This window comes from Rhodococcus sp. MPR-R1B, from assembly GCF_058793255.1.
Window position 1 is genome coordinate 66,180 of the sequence record NZ_JBXAFO010000002.1, and the last position, 21,744, is coordinate 87,923.

The following is a 21,744-nucleotide window of genomic DNA, read 5'->3' on the forward strand; positions in this document are numbered from 1 at the left end:
GAGGCGATCATGGGACTTCAAGAAGTATGGTTCGTGCTCGTCGCAGTACTGTTCATCGGTTACTTCGTCCTCGAAGGGTTCGACTTCGGTGTCGGAATGCTCATGCCGATCGTCGGCAGAGGCAGTGACCTCCCGGCCGATACGCGTCGACGGGTAGCGCTCAACACGATCGGCCCGGTGTGGGACGGCAACGAAGTGTGGCTGATCACCGCCGGTGGCGCGATGTTCGCGGCATTCCCGGAGTGGTACGCGACGTTGTTCTCCGGGTTCTATCTACCGCTGCTGATCATCCTGGTGGCCTTGATCGTTCGTATCTGTGCCATCGAATGGCGAAGCAAGATCGACGACGACAAATGGCGTCAGCGTTGCGACTGGGGCATCATCTTCGGCTCCTGGGTCCCGGCAGTTCTCTGGGGCGTGGCTTTCGCGAACATCGTTCGGGGCGTGGCGATCAACGCAGACAAGCAGGTCGAGTCGGGATTCTTCGATCTGCTCAATCCGTACGCGCTGCTCGGCGGTCTGACCACCGCGCTGGTGTTCGCTCTCCACGGTGCAGTGTTCCTGGCACTCAAGAGTGCCGACGAGGTTCGTGAAGATGCCGTGAAAATTGCTGCACGACTGGCAATTCCAGCTATTCCTGTTGCCGGCGGATTCGTTCTGTGGACGCAACTCGCCTACGGCAAGGGATGGACGTGGATTCTGGTAGCTGCCGCTGCTGCGGCACTGATCGGCGTCGTCTTCCTGACGCGGGCCGAGCGCGAAGGCTGGGCCTTCGTTCTCACCTGTGTGGCCGTCATCGCCACCGTCGTGCTGCTGTTCGCCTCGCTGTTCCCGAACGTCATGCCGTCGACGCTGGATCCGGCGTACAGCCTGACCATCGAGAACGCGTCGTCGAGTCCGTACACGCTCAAGGTGATGACGTGGGCCGCGGCATTCATGACGCCGGTGGTGATCATCTACCAGGGTTGGACGTACTGGGTGTTCCGACAGCGCATCTCCTCCAAGCAGATTCCGGCGTCGATCGGTCTGCGATTCAAGGAGAAGACGTGGTAGTCACCAACCTTGAATCACGAAACATTCGAATCACGAAAGAACTGACGGTCGAATTCACGTGACTATCGAAGTAGGCGACGCTCCCACCACTCGGGAGCGTCGCCGGGGGCCGATCGACCCGCGGCTGTGGCGACATTCCGCTTCTGCGCGCGGCTATCTGATCCTGACTGTTGCTCTGTCGATGGTGAACGTCGTGATGGTCATCGTCGCGGCGCTCATGATCGGCCGGGTGCTGGCCGGAGTGATCACCACTCGAACTGTGGATGTTTCCTCGTGGACAACCGAATTGGTTGTTCTCGCCGCAGCTGTGGCGGTCCGAGTTCTGGGGACCTGGCTGCAGACCAGGTATGCGCACCGGGCGTCGACTCGCGTCGTTGCCGAGATCAAGAACGGCGTGCTGACGTCGGCGACGGCGATGAGTCCTCGCGATCTGGATCCGCGGCGTGACGAGATCGCGACCGTGGTCACCCGAGGTGTCGACGGCCTTGGTCCGTACCTGACGGGATACCTTCCGGCCCTGGTCTTGTCGGTGACGCTGACACCCATCACCCTGATAGTCATTGCGGTGCAGGACATGACGTCTGCGGTCATCATCTTCGTGACGCTGCCGCTGATCCCCATCTTCATGATTCTGATCGGCCTGCTGACAAAGGGTAAGTCGGAGAAGACGCTGGCAGCGATGACCACGTTGTCTTCGCAACTGCTCGATCTCCTTGCCGGTTTGCCGACGCTGCGGGCGCTCGGTCGTCAGCAAGGTCCTGCCGAGCGCGTCCGTGAACTCGGTGACGCTCATCGGCGAACGACGATGTCAGCTCTCCGCGTCGCGTTCCTGTCCTCGATGGTGCTGGAACTGCTCGCAACGCTCTGCGTCGCGTTGGTGGCCGTGAGTATCGGCTTGCGACTGGTGTACGGCGACATGTCACTCGAGCCGGGGATAGTCGCGTTGATCCTCGCCCCCGAGGTGTACCTGCCACTTCGGATGGTGGGAACCCAGTTCCACGCCGCCGAGGACGGAATGGCGGCAGCCAACAAGGCATTCGAGGTTATCGAGGCGGATTCTGCCGCACCGGAGGGTGGTAGCACGACGGTGGTCGCTCGCGGTGCCGACATCGTCTTCGACGGACTCGGCGTGACCTCTCGTGGGGGAGTCGCACCGTCTCGACTTTCCGCCGTGGCATCGCCAGGGGCGATCACCGTGCTCACCGGTCCCAACGGCTGCGGCAAGTCGACGGCAGTGCACGCGCTGCTCGGGTTGATCGAACCGAGCAGTGGGCGCGTGACGGTCGCCGGCGTCGATGTCCGAGACCTGGACGAGCACGCGTGGTGGAGTCAGTTGGCCTGGCTACCGCAACATCCGGTCCTCCTGCCCGGCACCGTTCGTGAAAATCTCGATCTCACCGGGGTCGTCGATGCGCAAGCATTGGCTCGCGCCGCTGCTGCGACGGGATTCGACGCGGTACTGGCCGAGCTGCCTGCGGGCGTCGAGACCGTGATCGGCGTCGGCGGTACAGGTCTGTCTTTGGGGCAGCGGCAACGGCTGGCACTGACACGCGTGCTTGCCTCGGACCGCGCAGTTCTTGTCCTGGACGAACCCACCGCTCACCTCGACTCGGATTCGGAAGGGACAGTGTTGGCTTCTCTGAGAGCACGGGCGGAGCGTGGCGACACCGTTGTCGTGATCGGCCACCGTCCGAGTGTGCTTGCCGCAGCTGACCGGATCGTCGAGGTGCGCGCTCATGAGAAGTGACGCTCACGATCCGCTTCTGCGTGCTCTGCGGCTACTGGAACTTCGGCCACGACGCGTACTGACGGCGGTAGCGGCGGGTGTGGCAACACTCGGTAGCGCACTCGCCTTGGCCGCGCTGTCCGCATGGTTGATCACGCGTGCTTGGGAGATGCCCCCCGTTCTCGATCTCAGTGTTGCGGTAGTTGCCGTACGCGCATTGGGAATCTCACGTGGTGTCTTCCGCTATCTCGAACGATTGACGACGCACGACGTCGCGTTGCGCGGAACCACAGCAGCGCGATCGAGGATCTACCAGCAGTTGGCCGCAGGAGATCCCGCGGCAGCAGCCGGACTACGGCGAGGTGACCTGCTCTCACGTACGGGCGCCGACGTGGATGCACTGGGCGACGTCGTCGTCAAAGCACTGATCCCGATTGCGGTTTCGATTGTCCTCGCGTTTGCTGCGGTGGGAATCCTGTTGTTCATCTCGGTTCCGGCCGCGCTCATCCTGGCTGTTGCGCTGGCGGTGTCCGGGATCGCGGCACCCTGGCTGTCGGCTCGTGCTGCTCGACTAGCCGAGGCCGACAGTTCTGCTGCCGCAGCGCGATTCAGTGAGTCCGCGGTGACCGCCCTCGACCATTCCGCCGAGCTCCGGGTATCGGGTCGCTTGGATCAGGCGGTGAGCGAGGCGGTCTCTGCCGAGAACGATGTGGTCGACGCAACCGATCGCGCGGCGGTCCCGAGTGCCTTTGCCGCCGCTACCACGCCCCTGGCAATCGGAGTGAGCGTCCTCGGTGCCCTGCTGATCGGAATTACGCTGTACGGAACCACCGAGATGTCACCGATGTCCATGGGAATCCTTGTACTGCTTCCGCTGTCGGCTTTCGAGGGAACCGCGATACTGCCCAGCGCGGCGGTGGCATTGACCAAGGCGCGGCTGGCGTCGGCACGCATCATGGCGGTACTCGATCGAGCCGACGCCGAACACGTTGAAGGAAATCGTGCGTGGCCGGAGGACGGGGTCCTGAGTGTGCACGCGTTGCGGGCGGGTTGGCCCGGGGGAAAGGTGACCGAACCGCTGTCGGTGGATCTTCCTCGCGGTGCTCGTGTTGCCGTCGTCGGCGAGAGTGGATCGGGAAAGACCACTGCGCTGATGACGATGGCGGGACTGCTGCCGCCCGTCGCGGGAACAGTTCGTGTTGACTCGGTGGACGTTTCGGATATCGATCCGGCCGAGCTGCGTCGGCACGTGGGGTACTTCGCCGAGGACGCACACCTCTTCGAGACGTCGGTACTCGAGAACCTGCGCGTCGCACGCGGTGACCTCACCGCCGAGGACGCGGAGAAAGCACTTGCCGCAGTTGGTCTCGGCGACTGGCTGTCGGAACTGCCGGACGGGCTCGACACCTACCTGGTCGGCGGCATGCGAGCGGTTTCGGGCGGTGAGCGTCGTCGGTTGCTGTTGGCGCGCGCGATCGTCTCGCCCGCGGAGGTGCTGCTGCTCGACGAGCCGACCGAGCACATGGACGCGGAGGCGGGCGATCAGTTGCTCCGCGAGTTGCTCAGTCGCGACGCAACGCTGGTCGATTCTTCGCGAACCGTTGTTGTCGTCACCCACCAACTTCCGGACGGCACACCAGCTGACCAGGTGATATGCGTCGGAAAAGTTTCTGTGGAAAATACGTTGCCGTCATCGTGAAGTGGGCGTACTTTCTCCTGTACACAAGGAAGGAGGTGGTCTGAAATTGAAGTACAGACGGACGCGTGAGGTGGCTGCCAGCTAGCCGCAATCGCTGATGGAATTCACTTACCGCGTGAGCGGCCGGCGAATCCCAGGCAGCCACCCGACCCCCGAGCCCCCGATCAGTCCGACCGGGATCCGCGCGAAAGCGTGGGTGTGGCTCGGGGGTCGCTTCGTGCTGTGCGCCTTTATCAACCCCCGGCGGTTAATAAAGGCGCACAGCGTGGACAAGGATTAGGCCCCCACCATCCACCGCGCTCGAGGATCGCTCTGACCTCGGCTGCAGTTCGGCACGAGGCCCCCTCCACCTCCTCCCAACCGAAGACCAGTGTGGCGTTGCCTGACAGTTCGGATGCGTTTCCTCGCCGACGATCCCGCAGCGCAGTCGCCCGAGAAGAGTGGAAGGCAAATCCGTCGAGTCGAACGATCAGTGCGACACCGCAATTGCGGTAGTCGACGTCCTCGTAGAAAGTTCTCCCATCGACGAGGACCGGCGATTGCCGTCGTGCTTCCGGCAAACCGTGTGCTCGCTCGACCTCGATTGCGTAGCGATGCTCGAGTACCGACTGGACACCGCGATCCAACAGGTCCAATGTCGAGGACAGTGCTTTGACATATCGCCTCGGCCGTCGGCATTCCATTCGGGTGCGCAATTCCATCCGTGACACTTTGCACGCCGTGGCCGAGCGAACCAGAGAACGAGCGGCGTCGCGAGCCGACGGCTCTGCAACCGCCAGGTCAATTGCGGTGTCGGCCAGCGAAGTACGAGCAGGCTGAGTGGCAACGCCGATGTGGGCCTGAGCGCGTGAACGATGAACGATCACTCCGGGATGGGCAGTGGACCACCCCAACGGAACGGGGCGCGCCGGGGAGCGTTCGGGTCTGACCGTCGGACTCTGACAGCGGGAGGATCTGCCGTATCGGACCGTGATGTGGATCGGCAGTTCGGACTCGATGTGCGTGAGTCCCCACTCTTCAGCTGCCGTCCGGTGACTCAGGTAGGTCTCTCCGCCGCCGAACAGAAGGGCGGCCTCGAGAATCATTGCTCGGTTGAGCGGGCCGTTGGTGCTGGATTGAACGCCGTGGAGGACGGTTGTCCATTGACCCGATTCGACCAGATGTTGGATGCGCCGCGGTGAATAGCCGAAAGGGCGTAGTTGTTTGTTGGTCGCGAGTCCGTGCTGGAAGTCGAAGAGTCTTCGGAGATCAGGATCGATGTAGTCGCAGCTCATGCGAATACCGTGAGATCGCGGACCGACAAGAATCGGTCGAAGATGCCGCTCCGAAGCCCGCCTGTGGAATTTGTCGGTGCCTGTGGATGAATCTGCTGTGCGCCTTTATTAACCGCCGGGGGTTAATAAAGGCGCACAGCAGAACTAGCCGATGTAGCGCGTCAGGCGGGCCGAGAGACGCGGTTCCAGGCCACCGTCAGACATGATCCGCTCTTCGACGTACGCGAGGTCGCCGCCTTCGACGATGCCGTAGAGGCGCTTCGCGCCGCCGTACAGTGCACCGGACTGGCTGCGGATCACCACGTCGGTGGCAAGTTCCCACGACGCTTGGGTGAGTGCGCGCCCGTAGTACATTTCGACGACGCCGGAGCTGTGGCTGAGCAGGAGTTCGACCACTTCCTGGTTGACGCTGCCCGGGATGCCGTCGCCGCCCATGCGCCAGTAACCGCTCTCGCGCAGATCGGGGCTCACGTACTTGCCCTCGGCGTCGAGGCGCCAGGACCGGGACTCCCAATTGAGGTAGGGGCCGCCGTCGTGCGAGATGACGATCTGCTGACCGAAGGCGTAGTCGCCGTTCTCGTCGTGTCCTTCACCTTCGCCGCGCCAGACACCGACGAGGGGGAGAAGCGCGAGGAGTTCGGGATTGATATCCGGGCCGAGGCGCAGGTTTGCGGTGTCCTCCGGCAACGGAAGGTCCGGCAGGGTCGGAATGTTGAGCGACGCCGTCGACTTGGAGCGTTCGACGGCGATGGCGACAGCTTCGTCCCCGCTGCCGCGCCTCACGGCACCTGCAGCGGCGGAATCGTCAGCGGTCGCGTCGGACCCTGAATCCGGAGCCTGACTCACGACTCGTCGGTGACCAAGCGGTACACGACGTACACGGAGAACCAAGCGATCATGACGGATGCGAGTGCGAGGAGTACCTCGAAGAAAATGACCACGAGTACATCTTAGACCGCGGCGACCGACCGGAAAAATCGGGAGCCGGAATGCAGAAGGCCCCGCACCGGAGGGGTGCGGGGCCGCCTGACAAAGCAGGAATTACTTGCTGACGGTCACGTCCACGTTGTGCACGCCCGAGCCCTCGGGAGCGACGGTGGAGGTGCCGTTGCCCGAGCTGGACAGTGCACGCACGGTCCACTCGCCCGGAGCGGCGAAGAAGCGGAAATCGCCGGTTCCCGATGCCACGACCTCGGCCGTGAACTCTCCGGAGCCGTCGAGCAGACGCACGAATGCGCCGCCGATGGGCTGGCCGTCAGCTGCGAGAACGCGGCCGGTGATGACCGTTTCCTTCTCGACGTCGACGCCGGCAGGCAGGGTCTGGCCCTGGGTAGGTGCTCCACACATGATCAGGCTCCCAATTCGATCGGTGCGCCGACGAGTGAGCCGTATTCGACCCAGCTGCCGTCGTAGTTCTTGACGTTGTTCTTGCCGAGGATCTCCTGCAGGACGAACCAGGTGTGGCTCGAACGCTCGCCGATGCGGCAGTAGGCGATCGTTTCCTTGGTGTCGTCGAAGCCCTTTTCCGCGTACAGCTTGGCGAGGTCGTCGTCCGACTTGAAGGTGCCGTCCTCGTTGGCGGTGGTGCTCCACGGGATGTTGATGGCTCCGGGGACGTGGCCACGCTGCTGCGCCTGCTCCTGCGGAAGGTGGGCGGGAGCGAGGATCTTGCCCGAGAACTCGTCAGGGCTACGAACGTCGACGAGGTTCTTGCTGCCGATGGCGTCGATGACCTCGTCGCGGAAAGCGCGGATCGAGAAGTCGGGGGTCTCGGCCTTGTACTGCGTGGCTTCGCGGTTGACTGCGTCCTTGGAGAGCGGGCGTCCGTCGAGTTCCCACTTCTTGCGGCCGCCGTCGATCAGCTTGATGTCCTGGTGGCCGTACAGCTTGAAGTACCAGTAAGCGTAAGCGGCGAACCAGTTGTTGTTGCCACCGTAGAGAACGACGGTGTCGTCGTTCGCAATGCCTTTGGCGGAGAGCAGATCCGAGAACTGCTCCTGGTTCAGGAAGTCGCGTCGGACGCCGTCCTGGAGGTCCTTGCGCCAGTCGAGCTTGACTGCACCCTCGATGTGGCCGCCGTCGTATGCGCTGGTGTCCTCGTCCACCTCGACAAAAACGGTCTTGGGGGTGTTGAGGTTCTGCTCAGCCCAGTCAGCGGAGACTAGGACGTCGGAGCGAGCCATGGTGTTCCTTTCGATATGGTCTTGCATCGGTCGTTATCTAGCAGGGGTTCAGCAGGGTTGTGGGGCAAGCGTTTTCACGCGGTGGTAGCGCGGCCGGTATTTCGCAGCCTTGCGACGAGTGGATAGATCTGGCAGCCGAGGCAGATACCGAACGCGGCGTTGAGCAGGGCCGCGAACAAGGCGAAGCCGGTGGCAACGGTGCCGACGATCGTCGACCCGGCCAGGAAACCGACCGTGCCTGCCAATGCGAAGACGAAGCCGACGAACTGCGCGAAGCGCAGCGGTGCCACGGGTTCGCGTTCGCTGACCGGCGAGAGTCGCGGGGCGACGAGCTTGCCGAAGATCTGGCCGTACGGGCTGCGCTTGGGGCCGAGTACCGCTCCGACCGCGAAGACTATGGCCTGCAGTGCGAGAACGACGGTGGCGGCGGGCAGTGAGAAGGTCGAGAGGACGAGCGTGAGTACGAGAACGCCGGTGGTGACCCACGCGGCGAATCGAGGTCCGCGGACGTCGACCTGCTCGAGCTGGGGTGTGGTTGTGGACATCGGGAGTGCTCCTGCGCTGGATTGCATGATGCTGTGCCTGGACCGAGAAAACGGGACGTCAAAGTCCCACTCGGTGGATTGATCACGTGAGCGAAAGCTCGAAGGTCAGAGAGATCTGACGGATGAGGTGATCAGCAACAGGTACAGCAACAGCCCCCGAGGCGGCACAGGTCTACTGCGCGGCGTCGGGTGAGCATCAGCTCGTGGCGGGTTTGCACGTCGGCGAGTTTACCCCGAATTCTCGGATTTTGGCTCGTGGGGTCCGGATAGTGGTACGAGTGCAGCTTTCAGATCGGCTGCGGATGGCACTCCGGACACCCGGAACTGTTCCTCCAGGCCACCGTCGAGGATGAAGGTGGTGGGCAGCGAGAGGACACTCATCTCGCGTGCCAGAGCCGGTTCCTTGTCGATGTCGAGCTCGATCTCCACCGGCGGACGGGGAGCGTCGGCCATCGAGATCACGACCTGACCGACGACGCGGCGTACTGCGGCGCACGGTCCGCACCAGTCGGCAGAGAAATGCAGTACGACGGGTCCGCCGTTCGGCGAAGAGACTCCAGCGGCGCGGAGCAGTTCGAGGCGACTGTCCGCCGCGCCGGTCGCGGCCGGCGTGGTGACTCGGACCTTTCCGTTGCGCGACTTGAGAAAGAGCCCGACCGCGACGACGGCCACCAGCGCGACCAGCAGAATTGTGATCCCGGTCATCGGTTCTGCAGCTCTGCGAGATCGATCGTCGTGTTTTCGGCGCTGCCCTCGATCACGATTCTTCCGCCTTCCGCGTAGACCAGGCTCGGCTGAATTCCGTAGGGAAGTGCCTGCGGATCGATCGTGTAGCTGAACAAGCCGAGGACGACGGGTTCGAGTGCTGCGGGGATCGAGAAATCGGCTTTGCCCTCCGGACCGAAGTACAGATTGCTGGCGACGATCTTGACCTGCCCACCTTCCAGAACGAGGTTGGCCTGCACGCTCACTGCAGTCTCGACCGGACCGACGGCAACCGTTCCCGTCAGCACGACGGCGCCCGCGGTGCTCGCTCCGGTTCCGCCGCTGCCCCCGGTGCCATCCGACTTGTTGGCCGGCGGCGAAGATACCTGCAGGTCAGGGATATTGAGCAGCTTTCCGAGGTCGGTGGCGTTGATTCCCATCCGGCCGTCGAGTTTGTCGACGGGGAGTTGGGTGACATTGCCGTTCACGATGTCGGAGAAGGGAACGGTGACCCCGCGCAGATCGGCCTCGACGGTCACTTCGCCCACCACGTCGCTCTGGACGCCGGTAGCTCTGACGTAGACGTCCTTGTATTTCCCGCCGAGTGCCTGGGTGAGGAAGGGGAACCCGTTGAAGGTGACCTCCGGATCCGACTCGAGTGATGCGCCGGTTCGGAGCTCGCGGGAAACCCGGTACTCGGCGTACGCGGCCGCGCCGAAATCGGCCACCAGTCCGAGGCCGAGGAGAAAGACGATGCCGATGATCAGTTTGCGCACCGCACCATTGTGACGGACTCCGGTCGGGGTTCGATGCGACGGCCCCGGTACCAGGCACGCTAATGTAGGGACCGACCAAAAGCGTCGAACTACTCGAGCGTTGCCCTCACGGGTTGCGCGGGCTACTAGATAGGAGGCCGTGTGGAACTGCTCCTCCTCACCTCCGACCCCAACCCGGAAGCTGTACTACCGGCGTTGGCGTTGCTGGCGCACTCGGTTCGGCCTGCCCCCACAGAGGTTTCCTCGCTACTCGAGGCAAGTTCCGCGGACGTGGCATTGGTGGATGCGCGCACCGATCTGGCTGCCGCACGCGGGTTGTGTCGATTGCTCGGAAGCACAGGATCCGCAGTACCTGTGGTCGCCGTCCTCACCGAAGGCGGACTCGTTGCCGTCAACGCCGACTGGGGGTTGGACGACATCCTGCTTCCCGGTACCGGTCCGGCTGAGGTGGACGCCCGATTGCGGTTGTTGGTCGCCCGCAGCGGCGGTGTGGCCAGTCCGGAAGCGTCGGGAAAGATCACGCTGGGCGAACTGGTTATCGACGAGGGGACGTACACGGCACGACTGCGTGGACGGCCCCTTGATTTGACTTACAAGGAATTCGAGCTGCTCAAGTACCTCGCGCAGCACGCCGGACGGGTATTCACCCGGGCGCAGCTGCTGCAGGAAGTGTGGGGCTACGACTTCTTCGGCGGCACCAGGACGGTCGACGTCCACGTGCGTCGTCTGCGGGCGAAACTCGGCACCGAATACGAGTCCTTGATCGGTACAGTCCGAAATGTCGGATATAAGGCAGTGCGTCCGACCAGGGCCAAGGGTGGCGCAGCTGCTCCCGTTCAGTTCGAGGACGACGAGGACGTCGACTACGACGCGGCCGACGGATCGGTGGTCTGACGTGGGTTGGACAGATTCACTGCCGGCTGGATTCGCCGAGCAGGTTTCCGCGCTTCTCGATCGCGCAACCGAGTTCGACGGCAAGGCCCCCGTGTCGGAACAGGGGCGCCATGCCGTTGCCGGGCGCGGCGCCGCGCGACACTTCCTCGAACTCGACGGCGATGCGGTCGTCGGTTATGCGCAGCTGCAAGCCGGTTCGGACGAGCATCCCGACATGGCCGAGTTGGTGGTCGACCCGCAGGCGCGGCGCCGCGGCATCGGAACCAGGCTTGCCGCAGCGGTATTCGACGAGGGCCGGCCGGGCACGCGTGTCTGGGCGCACGGAAACGTCGACGCCGCAGTCGAATTCGCCAAGAGCCTCGATCTGGTCAGCGTTCGTGAACTCCTGCAGCTGCGTCGACCACTCGATGCTCCGCAGCTTCCGGAAATCGTTGTGCCCGAAGGTGTGACGATTCGGACGTATCGTGGGCCCGAAGACGATTCCGAGATCCTTCGCGTCAACAATGCGGCCTTCTCCTGGCATCCCGAGCAGGGTGGCTGGACCCAGGCGGAGATCGACGAGAGAACGGCCGAAGGTTGGTTCGACCCTGCTGGTCTGTTCATGGCGTTCGCGGACACCGATCCCGATACTCTTCTCGGCTTTCACTGGACCAAGGTGCACGCACCCGAAGGTGACGATCCGGAGCTGGGGGAGGTGTACGTCGTGGGGATCGATCCCGCGGCGCAGGGACGCGGCCTCGGCCGAGTGCTGACTCTCGCGGGCATGCATTACCTGCGTGATCGCGGCCTCGGAACCGTCCTTCTGTACGTCGAAGGCGACAACACGGCCGCCCTCCACACGTACGAACGACTCGGCTTCGATCGCTTCCACGTGGACATGGCTTACGCCCGCGCGCTCTGACGTCACAGTCGGACACGCAGAAATGTCCAGTCTGTTCATTCTCCGTTAACCATGTGTGGTCCAGCCGGACACCGCGCCCGCCTACTTTTCTCTGTGGGCAGCGCCGTGTTGCCTGATGCAGATTTCAATCATTCTGCGTCTCATGTCGCCGCCCGATCGTGGGCGTGGCGGTAGCGATTTCCGGAGGATCTTGGTGAATCTCAAGCGCAGTGGTGCCCTGCTCGGTGTAGTGGCCGTGGGCGCCATGACCTTGGCCGCATGTGGCAGCGACAACAACTCGTCGTCGACGGGTGTGGACGCGTCCGCATCGAACGCAACGTGCGAAGGCAAGAGCAACCTCTCTGCCGCTGGTTCCTCGGCACAGAAGAACGCCATGGACCAGTTCGTCGCCACTTACATCTCCGTGTGCCAGGAAAAGGGCAAGACGGTCAACGTCGCGTACAACCCCAGCGGTTCGGGCGACGGTCGTACACAGTTCATCGCCGGCCAGATCGACTTCGCCGGCTCCGACTCGGCCATCAAGGACGAGCAGGCAGACAAGGCCAAGGAGCGTTGCGTCGGCGGCGAAGCCTGGAACCTTCCCCTCGTCTTCGGCCCGATCGCAGTTGCATACAACCTCGACGGCGTCGACAAGCTCGTTCTCAACGCAGAGGTTCTCGCGAAGATCTTCAACGGCGGCATCACCAAGTGGAACGATCCGGCAATCGCCGCGCTCAACTCCGGTGCATCGCTTCCCGACGAGAAGATCACCACCGTGATCCGCTCCGATTCCTCGGGTACCACCGACAACTTCCAGAAGTACCTCGACGCGGCATCGAACGGTGCTTGGACGTCGGGCGCAGGGTCCGACTTCACCGGTGGCGTCGGTGAGGGCGCCAAGGGTTCGGCGGGCGTTGCACAGGCAGTTGCCACGGCACCGGGTTCGATCACCTACGTCGAGAAGTCGTTCGCCGATCAGAACAAGCTCTCGGTTGCCGAAATCAACACCGGCTCCGAGGCAGTCGCACTGACCAACGACACGGCCGCGAAGTCGATCGCAGGCGCGAAGTTCAAGTCCGACGCAACCGGCGACCTGACGCTCGACCTCGCGTCGATCTTCAAGACCAACGAAGCCGGCGCCTACCCGCTGGTTCTCGCCACGTACTCGATCGTCTGCTCCAAGGGCTACGACGCGGACACCTCCGCAGCAGTGAAGTCGTTCCTGACGAGCGCGGCCAACGAGGGTCAGGCCAACCTGGCCGAGCAGGGTTACGTCCCGCTGCCGTCCAACGTCCAGGATCGCCTCAACGCGTCCATCACGGCAATCAGCTGACCTAGAGACTCGTGCGGACAAGCTCATGGATCTACATTCAGACGTGAAGGAAGTGAGCGCGCATGAGTGACGCGCCCATCACCTCGACATCTCGTTCTCCCGGCCCCGCAACCAGCGGGGCCGGGGTGGGCGGTCCGAACGGCACCACGGAGGACACGATTACTTCCACCAAGGCTCCAGAAACCGAGCATCCTCCGAAGGGTGACGGTCCGGGTAGCGGCAACAGCAAGACGGTGACCCGTCCGGGTGACCGCATCTTCAGCTCGCTCGCATCCGGTTCGGCAATCTTCATCACGGTTGTCATCGCGGCGATCGGCGCGTTCCTGATCTGGCGTGCTGTTCCTGCTTTGAGCCGGAACCAGGTCAACTTCCTGACCAGCCGTGAATGGGTCACGCAGAACATCAACGCGATGGCGTTCGGTGTCCTCGATCTTTTCCAGGTCACGGTGTTGGTCTCGCTGTTCGCACTGGTGCTCGCGATGCCGATCGCACTGGGCATCGCGATCTTCCTGACTTCGTACTCACCCAAGTGGCTCACGCGGCCACTGTCGTACACGATCGACCTTCTGGCAGCTGTGCCGTCCATCGTCTACGGCCTGTGGGGACTTCTCGTCTTCGCTCCGGCGATCACCCCGGTCGCGGTGTGGCTCAACGACACTCTCGGCTGGTTCCCGCTCTTTGCCGACGGCAGCGGATCGATCACCGGTGGCGGCACCATCTTCACCGCAGGCATCGTCCTCGCCGTGATGATCCTTCCGGTCATCACCGCAGTGACCCGCGAGGTGTTCATCCAGACCCCGCGATCACAGATCGAAGCCGCACTCGCCCTCGGCGCCACGCGCTGGGAAGTTGTGCGCACCACGGTCATCCCGTTCGGTAAGTCCGGCTACATCAGCGGCTCGATGCTCGGTCTCGGACGCGCACTCGGTGAGACGATGGCGCTCTACCTGATCCTGCGAACCACCTCTCAGGCCTTCGGCTGGTCGCTGTTCGACGGCGGCTCGACCATCGCCTCCAAGATCGCCCTCGGCTACGCGGAGTTCAACAACGACATCCAGGCAGGCGCGTACATCGCGGCCGGACTGGTGCTGTTCGTACTGACCTTCGTCGTCAACGCGGCTGCCCGCGCAGTGATCGCCGGAAAGAAGGACTGACCCATGACCTCCACTCTGGACCGGCCGGTCAAGGCCCCCACTTTCCAAGGCGTCGGCGCTCGTCGTCGTGCCAAGGACGTCATCGCGACCATCCTGGTGAGCCTGGCAGTCGTCATCGCGCTCATCCCGTTGGTCTGGGTGCTCTTCACGGTCATCGCCAAGGGCCTGCCCGCTCTGACGTCGCCTACCTGGTTCACCAACTCGCTGAGCGGATTGACGGCGTCGGCCGACGGCGGCGGTATCTATCACGCATTGATCGGCACCCTGCTGCAAGGCATCGTGTGCGCGGTCTTCTCCATCCCGCTCGGTATCTTCGTCGCGATCTACCTGGTGGAGTACGCCGACCGGAAGTCGAAGCTGGGCAAGCTGACCACGTTCATGGTCGACATCCTCAGCGGTGTTCCGTCGATCGTGGCTGCGCTGTTCATCTACGCCCTGTGGATCGCGACCTTCGGCTTCCCCAAGTCCGCGTTTGCGGTGTCACTGGCTCTGGTCCTTCTGATGGTCCCGGTCGTCATCCGCTCCACCGAGGAAATGCTGCGCATCGTCCCGATGGATCTGCGAGAGGCGTCGTACGCGCTCGGTGTGCCGAAGTGGAAGACCATCTCGAAAATCGTTCTGCCGACGGCACTTCCCGGCATCATCACCGGCGTCATGCTGGCCCTGGCCCGCGTGCTCGGTGAGACCGCACCGCTGCTGATCCTCGTCGGCTACGCACCGTTCATCAACTTCGACCTGTTCAACGGCGAAATGGGCACACTGCCTTCCGTCATGGTCGCCGAGATGAACAACCCCACCGACGCCGGCACCAACCGCATCTGGGGCGCAGCACTGACCCTGATCCTGCTGATCGCGATCCTCAACATCGTCGCGAAGCTGATCGGTCACTTCTCACAGGTCAGAAGTAAGTGATGCGGCCTCGGAACATGTTCGTACTCAACAGCGTCAACAACTCAGTAGGGAGCCGGTAATGGCCAAGCGTCTGGATCTCAAGGACGTCAACATCTACTACGGCAAGTTCCACGCCGTCGCCGATGTGGGCCTGTCCGTCCCGCCCCGGAGCGTCACCGCCTTCATCGGCCCGTCCGGTTGCGGCAAGTCCACCGTTCTCCGTTCACTCAATCGCATGCACGAAGTGATTCCCGGTGCGCGCGTCGAGGGTTCGGTGCTGCTCGACGGCGAGGACATCTACGGCTCGAACGTCGATCCGGTCGGTGTTCGCAAGACCATCGGCATGGTGTTCCAGCGACCCAACCCCTTCCCGACCATGTCCATCAAGGACAACGTCGTCGCGGGCTTGAAGTTGCAGGGCGAGCGCAGCAAGAAGAAGCTCGACGAGGTGGCCGAGCGTTCGCTGCGCGGTGCCAACCTGTGGAACGAGGTCAAGGATCGCCTCGACAAGCCCGGTGGCGGCCTCTCAGGCGGTCAGCAGCAGCGTCTGTGCATCGCGCGTGCCATCGCGGTCTCGCCCGACGTCCTGCTCATGGACGAGCCGTGCTCCGCGCTCGACCCGATCTCGACTCTCGCGATCGAAGACCTGATCACCGAGCTGAAGAAGGATTTCACGATCGTCATCGTCACGCACAACATGCAGCAGGCTGCGCGTGTGAGTGACCAGACGGCATTCTTCAACCTCGAGGCAACCGGCAAGCCCGGTCAGCTCGTCGAGATCGACGACACCGAGAAGATCTTCTCGAACCCGACGCAGAAGGCCACCGAGGACTACATCTCCGGCCGCTTCGGATAGGTCCCGGGATCAACCCTGCACGATCATGTTTCACCCCCGTTTCCAACAGGAGACGGGGGTGAAACTTTTTGGTTGTGGTGATAGTTCCCACTCCGGTGCGCAGAGCTGAGCGTCGTTGGGCGCCCGAATAATTCGATGAGCAGCGCAAGTGCGCCGAGTGGGCGCTGAAGTAGCCGACGATGTGAATCTCGTGGATACTGACGACGCTTCGGACAATGCTAATCTCGGCCCGACAGCACGCTGTCGATCGATGTCGTTTCACAACCGGAAGGGCTTGTCAGTGCACCTCACCCCTTCAGATACCGAAAAGCTGCTCCTGAGCGTCGCGGGCATGGTCGCCCGTGACCGCCGCGAGCGCGGGGTACTGCTGAACTACCCCGAAGCGATGGCACTGATCTCGTGCTGGATTCTCGAGCGCGCGCGTGACGGAATGACGGTTGCGGAACTGATGAACGCCGGTCGGCAAGTGCTCACCCGCGACGACGTGATGGAAGGGGTACCCGAGATGATTGCAAACGTCCAGGTGGAGGCCACTTTCCCGGACGGTCGCAAACTGGTCACCGTGACGGAGCCCATTCGATGATTCCCGGCGAAGTACGTGTGTCCACCGAACCGCTCGAGTTCGGCACGGACGCGGAGAAGATCACGATGGTCGTCGTCAACGACGGCGATCGCCCCATTCAGATCGGTTCACATCTCCACCTTCCCGCGGCCAACCCGGCGTTGACCTTCGATCGCGAAGCGGCAGACGGCTTCCGGCTCGACATCCCCTCGGGAACGTCGGTTCGGTTCGAACCCGGGGTCAGCAGAACGGTGACACTGATCGCGCTCGGCGGACTCAAAAGGGTTCCGGGCCTGCAGATCGTGCCGGACGAAGACCTACCGACACATGCGCGCGAGCCCAAGACAGTCATGCCGTTCGGCACGCCCGGCGTCGAGGTCGAAGAACCTTTGCGAGCGTCCTCGGTGAACGTGCGTGTGAGTGATGTTCCAGTCGAGGCGGATTCACCGGACGACGCCGCGACGACAGTTGAGAGGACAGCCGAATGAGCAGGATCGATCGACGCGGCTACGCCTCCCTGTACGGCCCGACCGCAGGCGACCAGATCCGTTTGGCCGACACAGATCTGTGGATCGAGATCGAGCACGACTACACCGCGACCGGCGACGAGATGGTCTTCGGCGGCGGTAAGAGCATCCGCGAGTCGATGGGCCAGGGCCTGACCACTCGCGACCAGGGCGCTCTCGACGTCGTCATCACCAACACGGTGATTCTCGATCACTGGGGAATCGTCCGGGCAGACGTCGGAATTCGCGACGGACGCATCGTTGCGATCGGCAAGTCCGGTAACCCCGACATCATGGATGGCGTGCACCCCAAGTTGCTCATCGGGCCGAGCACCGACGTGATCGCCGGTGAGGGAAAGATCCTCACCGCGGGTGCGATCGACACTCACGTGCACTTCCTCAGTGAAGTCGAGATGATGGAAGCACTCGCCACTGGTACGACGACCGTGGCGGGCGGCGGAACGGGCCCAACCGAAGGAAGCAAGGCAACCACCGTCACGCCCGGCGCCTGGTCGCTGACGATGATGCACCGCGCCCTCGACCACATCCCGCTCAACGTCCTTCTTCTCGGCAAGGGCAGCACCGTCAGCCATGAGGCCATGCGCCAGGAAGCTCTCGCGGGCGCAGGCGGATTCAAGGTTCACGAGGACTGGGGTTCCACTCCGGCCGCGATCGACGCCGCTCTGCGCGCAGCCGACGAGTTCGGCCTTCAGGTAGCGCTGCACGCCGACAGCCTCAACGAAACCGGTTACGTACAGCACACTTTGGATGCGATCGCCGGACGCGGGATCCACGTGTTCCATGCGGAAGGCGCCGGCGGCGGGCACGCACCGGACATCATCGTGACGGCAGGTGAGCCGAACGTTCTTCCGGCATCGACCAATCCGACGTTGCCGCATACCGTCAACACGGTTGCCGAGCACCTCGACATGCTCATCGTGTGTCATGCGCTCAATCCCCGGGTTCCGGAGGATCTTGCCTTTGCCGAGTCCCGGATCCGTCCGACAACGATTGCAGCAGAAGACTTTCTGCACGACATCGGAGCCATCTCGATCACCTCGTCCGACGCCCAGGCGATGGGCCGTATCGGTGAGGTGACCCTGCGGACATGGCAGGTGGCTCACGTCATGAAGGCCCAGTACGGCAAGCTGGGCACCAGCATGCCGGCCGACAACGAGCGTGCGCGGCGTTACGTCGCCAAGTACACGATCTGCCCCGCGGTGGCGCACGGTATCGATCACGAGATCGGCTCGGTCGAGGCAGGGAAGATGGCGGACCTGGTGCTGTGGGATCCCGCGTTCTTCGGAGTCCGTCCTTCTGCCGTGATCAAGGGCGGGGCGATAGTTGCTGCGCCGCTTGGTGATCCGAATGCTGCTATCCCGACCCCGCAGCCGGTGTTCGTTCGCCCGGCCATCGCGGCGACTCCGGGATCGGCCCCGCACCTGTCCACGACGTTCGTCTCTCCGATGGCCATCGAGGACGGTCTGGCCGATCGTCTCGGTCTCACCCGCACCCTTACCGGTGTTCGTCCGACGAGACACCTCACCAAGGCGGACATGCCGAACAACACGGCGCTGCCGTCCATCGACGTCGATCCGGAGACGTTTGCCATCAAGGTCAACGGCGACCTGATCGCGCCCAACCCCGTTGACGTGGTGCCGATGGCTCAGCGCTACATGCTGTTCTGAAACCATGTCGATCGAGACGGCATCTGCCGAGATAGCATCGATGCTCTTGGCAGACGGGCGTCTGCCTACCGGCGGTCACGCGCACTCGTCGGGGTTGGAACCGGCACTGGCGGGCGGACTCCTGCAGAGTCAGGTCCCTGACTTCATTCGCGGTCGACTCGAAACAGTCGGACTTGTCGAGGCCGCTTCAACGGTGGTCACGCGCCGCTGGGCCGTAAGTGAGGGTAGTGCAGGCGAACTCGAGGACATCTCGAGGGAACTGCTCGCTCGGACTCCCAGCGCACCGCTGCGTGAGGCGTCGATTCAGCTCGGCCGTGGGCTGGCGAGACTGGCGTCGCGATTGTGGCCGCAGCACCCCGCGGTGCAGATGCTCATGGCGCTGCCTGGGCATCCGATGCGTCCGCTCGCGTTGGGCGTCTTCACGGCGGTCTCCGGGATGGACGACCTACAGGCAGCCAGATCTTGTTTGTACGACGACGCCCAAACGGTGGCGTCGGCGGCATTGAAGCTACTGCCGGTGGATCCGGCAGAACCGGTCGAATGGTTGCTCCGAGCAGCCCCGACCATCGAAACCGTCGCCGCGGCTGCCGTAGCCGTCGAGGGCGTCGCAGATATACCCGCAACAACAGGGCCGTTGGTCGAACAATGGTCACTCGAACACCACGCTCGATCCAGGAGGATTTTCCGTGCTTGACAACCTGAACAACACCACCACTGCTGCAAGAGGTTTGAGGCTCGGCGTTGCCGGCCCCGTCGGCACCGGCAAAAGCACCCTCATCGCCACCATCTGCCGCGAACTCGCGGCGGAGTACGAGATCGCGGTGGTCACCAACGACATCTACACCGACGAGGACGCGCGACTGTTGCGCGCGGCCAACGTTCTGCCGATCGAGCGCATCGTCGCAGTCGAGACCGGTGCGTGCCCGCACACGGCAATTCGTGACGACGTCACGCCGAACCTCATTGCGGTCGAAGACCTCGAGCGTCAGTTCCATCCCCTCGACATGGTGATCGTGGAAAGCGGCGGTGACAACCTGACTGCCACGTTCAGCCCGGCACTGGTCGACGCCCAGATCTTCTGCATCGACGTCGCGGGCGGCGGAGACGTCGCACGAAAGGGCGGCCCCGGAATCGAGCGGGCAGATCTGTTGGTGGTCAACAAGATCGATCTGGCCCCGTACGTCGACGTCGACGCGGTCCAGATGGTTGCCGATGCCACGGCCGCGCGTGACGGACTTCCCGTTCTCGCGCTCAGCCAGAAGGATCACTCAACGATCGACCAGCTCAGTGCGTGGCTCCGCCAGGTCATCGCATCTCATCGCGCGGGTAGTCACACCCCGCAGGATCCGGGGCCGATGGCGCCGCACTTCCATGCCGATGAAGAAGACCACGGTCACGGTCACGGGCACAGCCACTCTCACGCTCACTGATGCGCACTGGAGCTACGCGGGTCGTCGTCGAGAGAGTGGGTGACACCGCTGTTGCGCGAGAGCTGATCTCGGGCGACTTCCTGGCCCCGCGGTTCGTCGACGCTCGCGGGCTCACCGTGCGAATTGCCCTGGTAGGGCACAGCGCAACGCTGTTGGCCGGCGACGACCTGCGTATCGAGTTCGTGGTCGCACCCGGTACGTGTCTCGAGGTGATCGAGCCGTCCGGGACCGTCGCGTACAACGCACGCGGTGGCCGGGCGTCGTGGTCGGCTTCGGCGAGCGTCGGTGCCGGTGCGGCGCTGATCTGGCGTGCGGCACCGTTTGTCGTCGCCGGCGGCGCGGATGTGACCAGGCGCGTGGATATTTCACTGGAATCCGATGCCGTTGCGCTGCTCGACGAGATGATCATATTCGGCCGGACCGGCGAAACCGGCGGTGCGCTTCGCTCGGATCAGCGCATTACCGTCGACGGTGACGCGCTGCTCGTGGAAACTCTCGACCTGCGTAGCGTTCCTGGCCGTTCGCTGCCGGGAATTCTCGGTGGCCATCGCGTGCTCGGTACGACCATGCTGTTGGGGATGAAGACTATCGACGACGTCGAAGGGCACGTGACGCCGCTGGCGGGAGCAGGGATGCTGGCACGGGCCGCTGCCGATCACGCACATGAGGCGAGCGCAGCGTTGGATCCGATCTGGTCGCAGTGGCGTGGGCGGGTTTCGCAGGAGTACACCGACTGATTCGCCCTACCGTCACACTTCGGGAGGCTGCGTCGTCCAGTATGTGACCAGGCCGAAGAGAGCCGGGCGCACAGGTTTGACGGAGGCATCATGCGAATTGTTGTTCTGGGCGGAACCGGCCAGATGGGAAAGCTGGTCGTCGAGCAGGCAAAGGCAGGGGGCCACGACGTGGTCGCTGCCGCTCGATCGACGGGAGTCGACATCTCCACGGGTGCGGGGTTGGACGAAGCATTTGTCGGTGCCGACGTGGTTGTCGACGTGAGTGATCACGTCACCAACAGTGCCAAGAAGGCAATCGAGTTCTTCGAGACGGCAGCGAAGAACATCGCCGCGGCCGAAGCCAGGGCCGGCGTGAAGCACCACGTGTTGCTCTCGATCGTGAACTGCGACGATCCGCAATTGAAGTCCTTCGGTTACTACCAGGGGAAGGCTGCGCAGGAACGCGCGGTGGAAGCGTCGAGTATTCCCTTCACGATCCTGCGATCCACTCAGTGGTTCGAGTTCGGCGAGAAGACGATCGCGCTGTTCGGACTGGGGCCGATCGCTATGGTTCCTCGGATGCGGTCACAACCGGTGGCAGCGAAGACCGTTGCCGAGGCGCTCGTGACCTGCGCTCAGAACGGTCCGACCGGGAGGGCTCCGGACCTGGCCGGGCCCGAGCTCCTCGAGATCCCGGCCATGACGCGCGAGATCTTGAAATACCGTGGCCGACGTAAGTGGCTGATCCCGATCTCGATGCCGGGAGCGGGTAAGGCGATGAAGGGTGGGGCGCTGCTGCCCGGGCCGGGATCCACAACTGCAGGACCCACGTTGGAAACCTGGTTGCACGAGAACTGAATAGGAAAGGCGGGG

At 63.5% G+C, this 21,744-nt stretch carries 24 protein-coding genes; 16 read left to right on the plus strand and 8 right to left on the minus strand.

Annotated features, from left to right (window positions below; genetic code table 11):
• Nucleotides 1-9: 9 nt before the first annotated feature.
• Genes cydB through cydC form a run of 3 tightly spaced genes read left to right on the plus strand, consistent with a single transcriptional unit; the run spans nt 10 to nt 4,478 of the window.
• Nucleotides 10-1,053, plus strand: a complete 1,044-nt coding sequence (cydB, locus tag AC1Q61_RS03000) for a cytochrome d ubiquinol oxidase subunit II (RefSeq protein WP_003939727.1) — start codon at nt 10-12, stop codon at nt 1,051-1,053.
• Between the two features lie 58 nt (nt 1,054-1,111).
• Nucleotides 1,112-2,800 (plus strand): thiol reductant ABC exporter subunit CydD, encoded by a 1,689-nt coding sequence (cydD, locus tag AC1Q61_RS03005; RefSeq protein ID WP_058037750.1) that lies wholly within the window; start codon nt 1,112-1,114, stop codon nt 2,798-2,800.
• Entirely contained in the window at nt 2,790-4,478 is a 1,689-nt protein-coding gene (gene cydC, locus AC1Q61_RS03010) for a thiol reductant ABC exporter subunit CydC (protein ID WP_215516063.1), read from the plus strand. The genes cydD and cydC overlap by 11 nt, the downstream gene beginning before the upstream one ends.
• Before the next feature lie 233 nt (nt 4,479-4,711).
• Here the strand turns inward: cydC and AC1Q61_RS03015 are convergent, their stop codons facing one another.
• The 8 genes from AC1Q61_RS03015 to AC1Q61_RS03050 form a co-directional block, all read right to left on the minus strand.
• Entirely contained in the window at nt 4,712-5,752 is a 1,041-nt protein-coding gene (locus AC1Q61_RS03015) for a type IV toxin-antitoxin system AbiEi family antitoxin domain-containing protein (protein WP_492650960.1), read from the minus strand.
• A gap of 144 nt (nt 5,753-5,896) precedes the next feature.
• Nucleotides 5,897-6,535: a heme-binding beta-barrel domain-containing protein gene (locus tag AC1Q61_RS03020; protein ID WP_039973378.1), complete on the minus strand. Its 639-nt coding sequence runs from the start codon at nt 6,533-6,535 to the stop codon at nt 5,897-5,899.
• Nucleotides 6,536-6,793: 258 nt separating this feature from the next.
• Nucleotides 6,794-7,099 carry a DUF1416 domain-containing protein gene (locus AC1Q61_RS03025; protein ID WP_003939797.1) on the minus strand — a complete coding sequence of 102 codons (306 nt, stop codon included), beginning with the start codon at nt 7,097-7,099 and terminating at the stop codon, nt 6,794-6,796.
• Nucleotides 7,100-7,101: 2 nt separating this feature from the next.
• A complete protein-coding gene (locus AC1Q61_RS03030) occupies nt 7,102-7,935 on the minus strand; it encodes a sulfurtransferase (protein WP_003939859.1) in 834 nt (277 codons plus the stop codon).
• Between the two features lie 74 nt (nt 7,936-8,009).
• The gene (locus tag AC1Q61_RS03035; protein WP_051649593.1) at nt 8,010-8,480 is read right to left on the minus strand and encodes a DUF4395 domain-containing protein; all 471 of its coding nucleotides are present in this window, start codon (nt 8,478-8,480) and stop codon (nt 8,010-8,012) included.
• Nucleotides 8,481-8,611: 131 nt separating this feature from the next.
• On the minus strand, nt 8,612-8,698 hold the full coding sequence (locus AC1Q61_RS03040; protein WP_350318872.1) for a putative leader peptide: 87 nt from the start codon (nt 8,696-8,698) through the stop codon (nt 8,612-8,614).
• A gap of 10 nt (nt 8,699-8,708) precedes the next feature.
• Entirely contained in the window at nt 8,709-9,185 is a 477-nt protein-coding gene (locus AC1Q61_RS03045) for a thioredoxin family protein (protein WP_003939684.1), read from the minus strand.
• The gene (locus AC1Q61_RS03050; RefSeq protein WP_003939847.1) at nt 9,182-9,961 is read right to left on the minus strand and encodes an LmeA family phospholipid-binding protein; all 780 of its coding nucleotides are present in this window, start codon (nt 9,959-9,961) and stop codon (nt 9,182-9,184) included. Before AC1Q61_RS03050 ends, AC1Q61_RS03045 begins: the two co-directional genes overlap by 4 nt.
• Nucleotides 9,962-10,102: 141 nt before the next feature.
• On the opposite strand from AC1Q61_RS03050, the gene AC1Q61_RS03055 reads away from it, so the two are divergent.
• The 13 genes from AC1Q61_RS03055 (at nt 10,103) to AC1Q61_RS03115 (ending at nt 21,729) form a co-directional block, all read left to right on the plus strand.
• Entirely contained in the window at nt 10,103-10,855 is a 753-nt protein-coding gene (locus AC1Q61_RS03055) for a winged helix-turn-helix transcriptional regulator (protein ID WP_003939728.1), read from the plus strand.
• Nucleotide 10,856: 1 nt separating this feature from the next.
• Nucleotides 10,857-11,756, plus strand: a complete 900-nt coding sequence (gene mshD, locus AC1Q61_RS03060; protein ID WP_042922278.1) for a mycothiol synthase — start codon at nt 10,857-10,859, stop codon at nt 11,754-11,756.
• 193 nt (nt 11,757-11,949) lie between these two features.
• Nucleotides 11,950-13,068, plus strand: a complete 1,119-nt coding sequence (pstS, locus tag AC1Q61_RS03065) for a phosphate ABC transporter substrate-binding protein PstS (RefSeq protein WP_003940482.1) — start codon at nt 11,950-11,952, stop codon at nt 13,066-13,068.
• 62 nt (nt 13,069-13,130) lie between these two features.
• The gene (gene pstC, locus AC1Q61_RS03070; protein WP_007733846.1) at nt 13,131-14,222 is read left to right on the plus strand and encodes a phosphate ABC transporter permease subunit PstC; all 1,092 of its coding nucleotides are present in this window, start codon (nt 13,131-13,133) and stop codon (nt 14,220-14,222) included.
• 3 nt (nt 14,223-14,225) lie between these two features.
• Nucleotides 14,226-15,134, plus strand: a complete 909-nt coding sequence (gene pstA / locus AC1Q61_RS03075) for a phosphate ABC transporter permease PstA (RefSeq protein ID WP_003940100.1) — start codon at nt 14,226-14,228, stop codon at nt 15,132-15,134.
• 58 nt (nt 15,135-15,192) lie between these two features.
• A complete protein-coding gene (gene pstB / locus AC1Q61_RS03080; RefSeq protein WP_003939968.1) occupies nt 15,193-15,969 on the plus strand; it encodes a phosphate ABC transporter ATP-binding protein PstB in 777 nt (258 codons plus the stop codon).
• A gap of 280 nt (nt 15,970-16,249) precedes the next feature.
• Nucleotides 16,250-16,552 (plus strand): urease subunit gamma, encoded by a 303-nt coding sequence (gene ureA / locus AC1Q61_RS03085; RefSeq protein ID WP_003939800.1) that lies wholly within the window; start codon nt 16,250-16,252, stop codon nt 16,550-16,552.
• On the plus strand, nt 16,549-17,019 hold the full coding sequence (gene ureB, locus AC1Q61_RS03090; protein ID WP_007733849.1) for an urease subunit beta: 471 nt from the start codon (nt 16,549-16,551) through the stop codon (nt 17,017-17,019). Before ureA ends, ureB begins: the two co-directional genes overlap by 4 nt.
• On the plus strand, nt 17,016-18,725 hold the full coding sequence (locus AC1Q61_RS03095; protein ID WP_007733854.1) for an urease subunit alpha: 1,710 nt from the start codon (nt 17,016-17,018) through the stop codon (nt 18,723-18,725). Before ureB ends, AC1Q61_RS03095 begins: the two co-directional genes overlap by 4 nt.
• 4 nt (nt 18,726-18,729) lie before the next feature.
• The gene (locus AC1Q61_RS03100) at nt 18,730-19,419 is read left to right on the plus strand and encodes an urease accessory protein UreF (RefSeq protein ID WP_007733855.1); all 690 of its coding nucleotides are present in this window, start codon (nt 18,730-18,732) and stop codon (nt 19,417-19,419) included.
• On the plus strand, nt 19,412-20,155 hold the full coding sequence (gene ureG, locus AC1Q61_RS03105) for an urease accessory protein UreG (protein WP_003939705.1): 744 nt from the start codon (nt 19,412-19,414) through the stop codon (nt 20,153-20,155). The genes AC1Q61_RS03100 and ureG overlap by 8 nt, the downstream gene beginning before the upstream one ends.
• The gene (locus AC1Q61_RS03110) at nt 20,155-20,892 is read left to right on the plus strand and encodes an urease accessory protein UreD (RefSeq protein WP_063836250.1); all 738 of its coding nucleotides are present in this window, start codon (nt 20,155-20,157) and stop codon (nt 20,890-20,892) included. The genes ureG and AC1Q61_RS03110 overlap by 1 nt, the downstream gene beginning before the upstream one ends.
• A 90-nt stretch (nt 20,893-20,982) precedes the next feature.
• The gene (locus AC1Q61_RS03115; RefSeq protein ID WP_149357936.1) at nt 20,983-21,729 is read left to right on the plus strand and encodes an SDR family oxidoreductase; all 747 of its coding nucleotides are present in this window, start codon (nt 20,983-20,985) and stop codon (nt 21,727-21,729) included.
• The last annotated feature ends 15 nt before the right edge of the window (nt 21,730-21,744 follow it).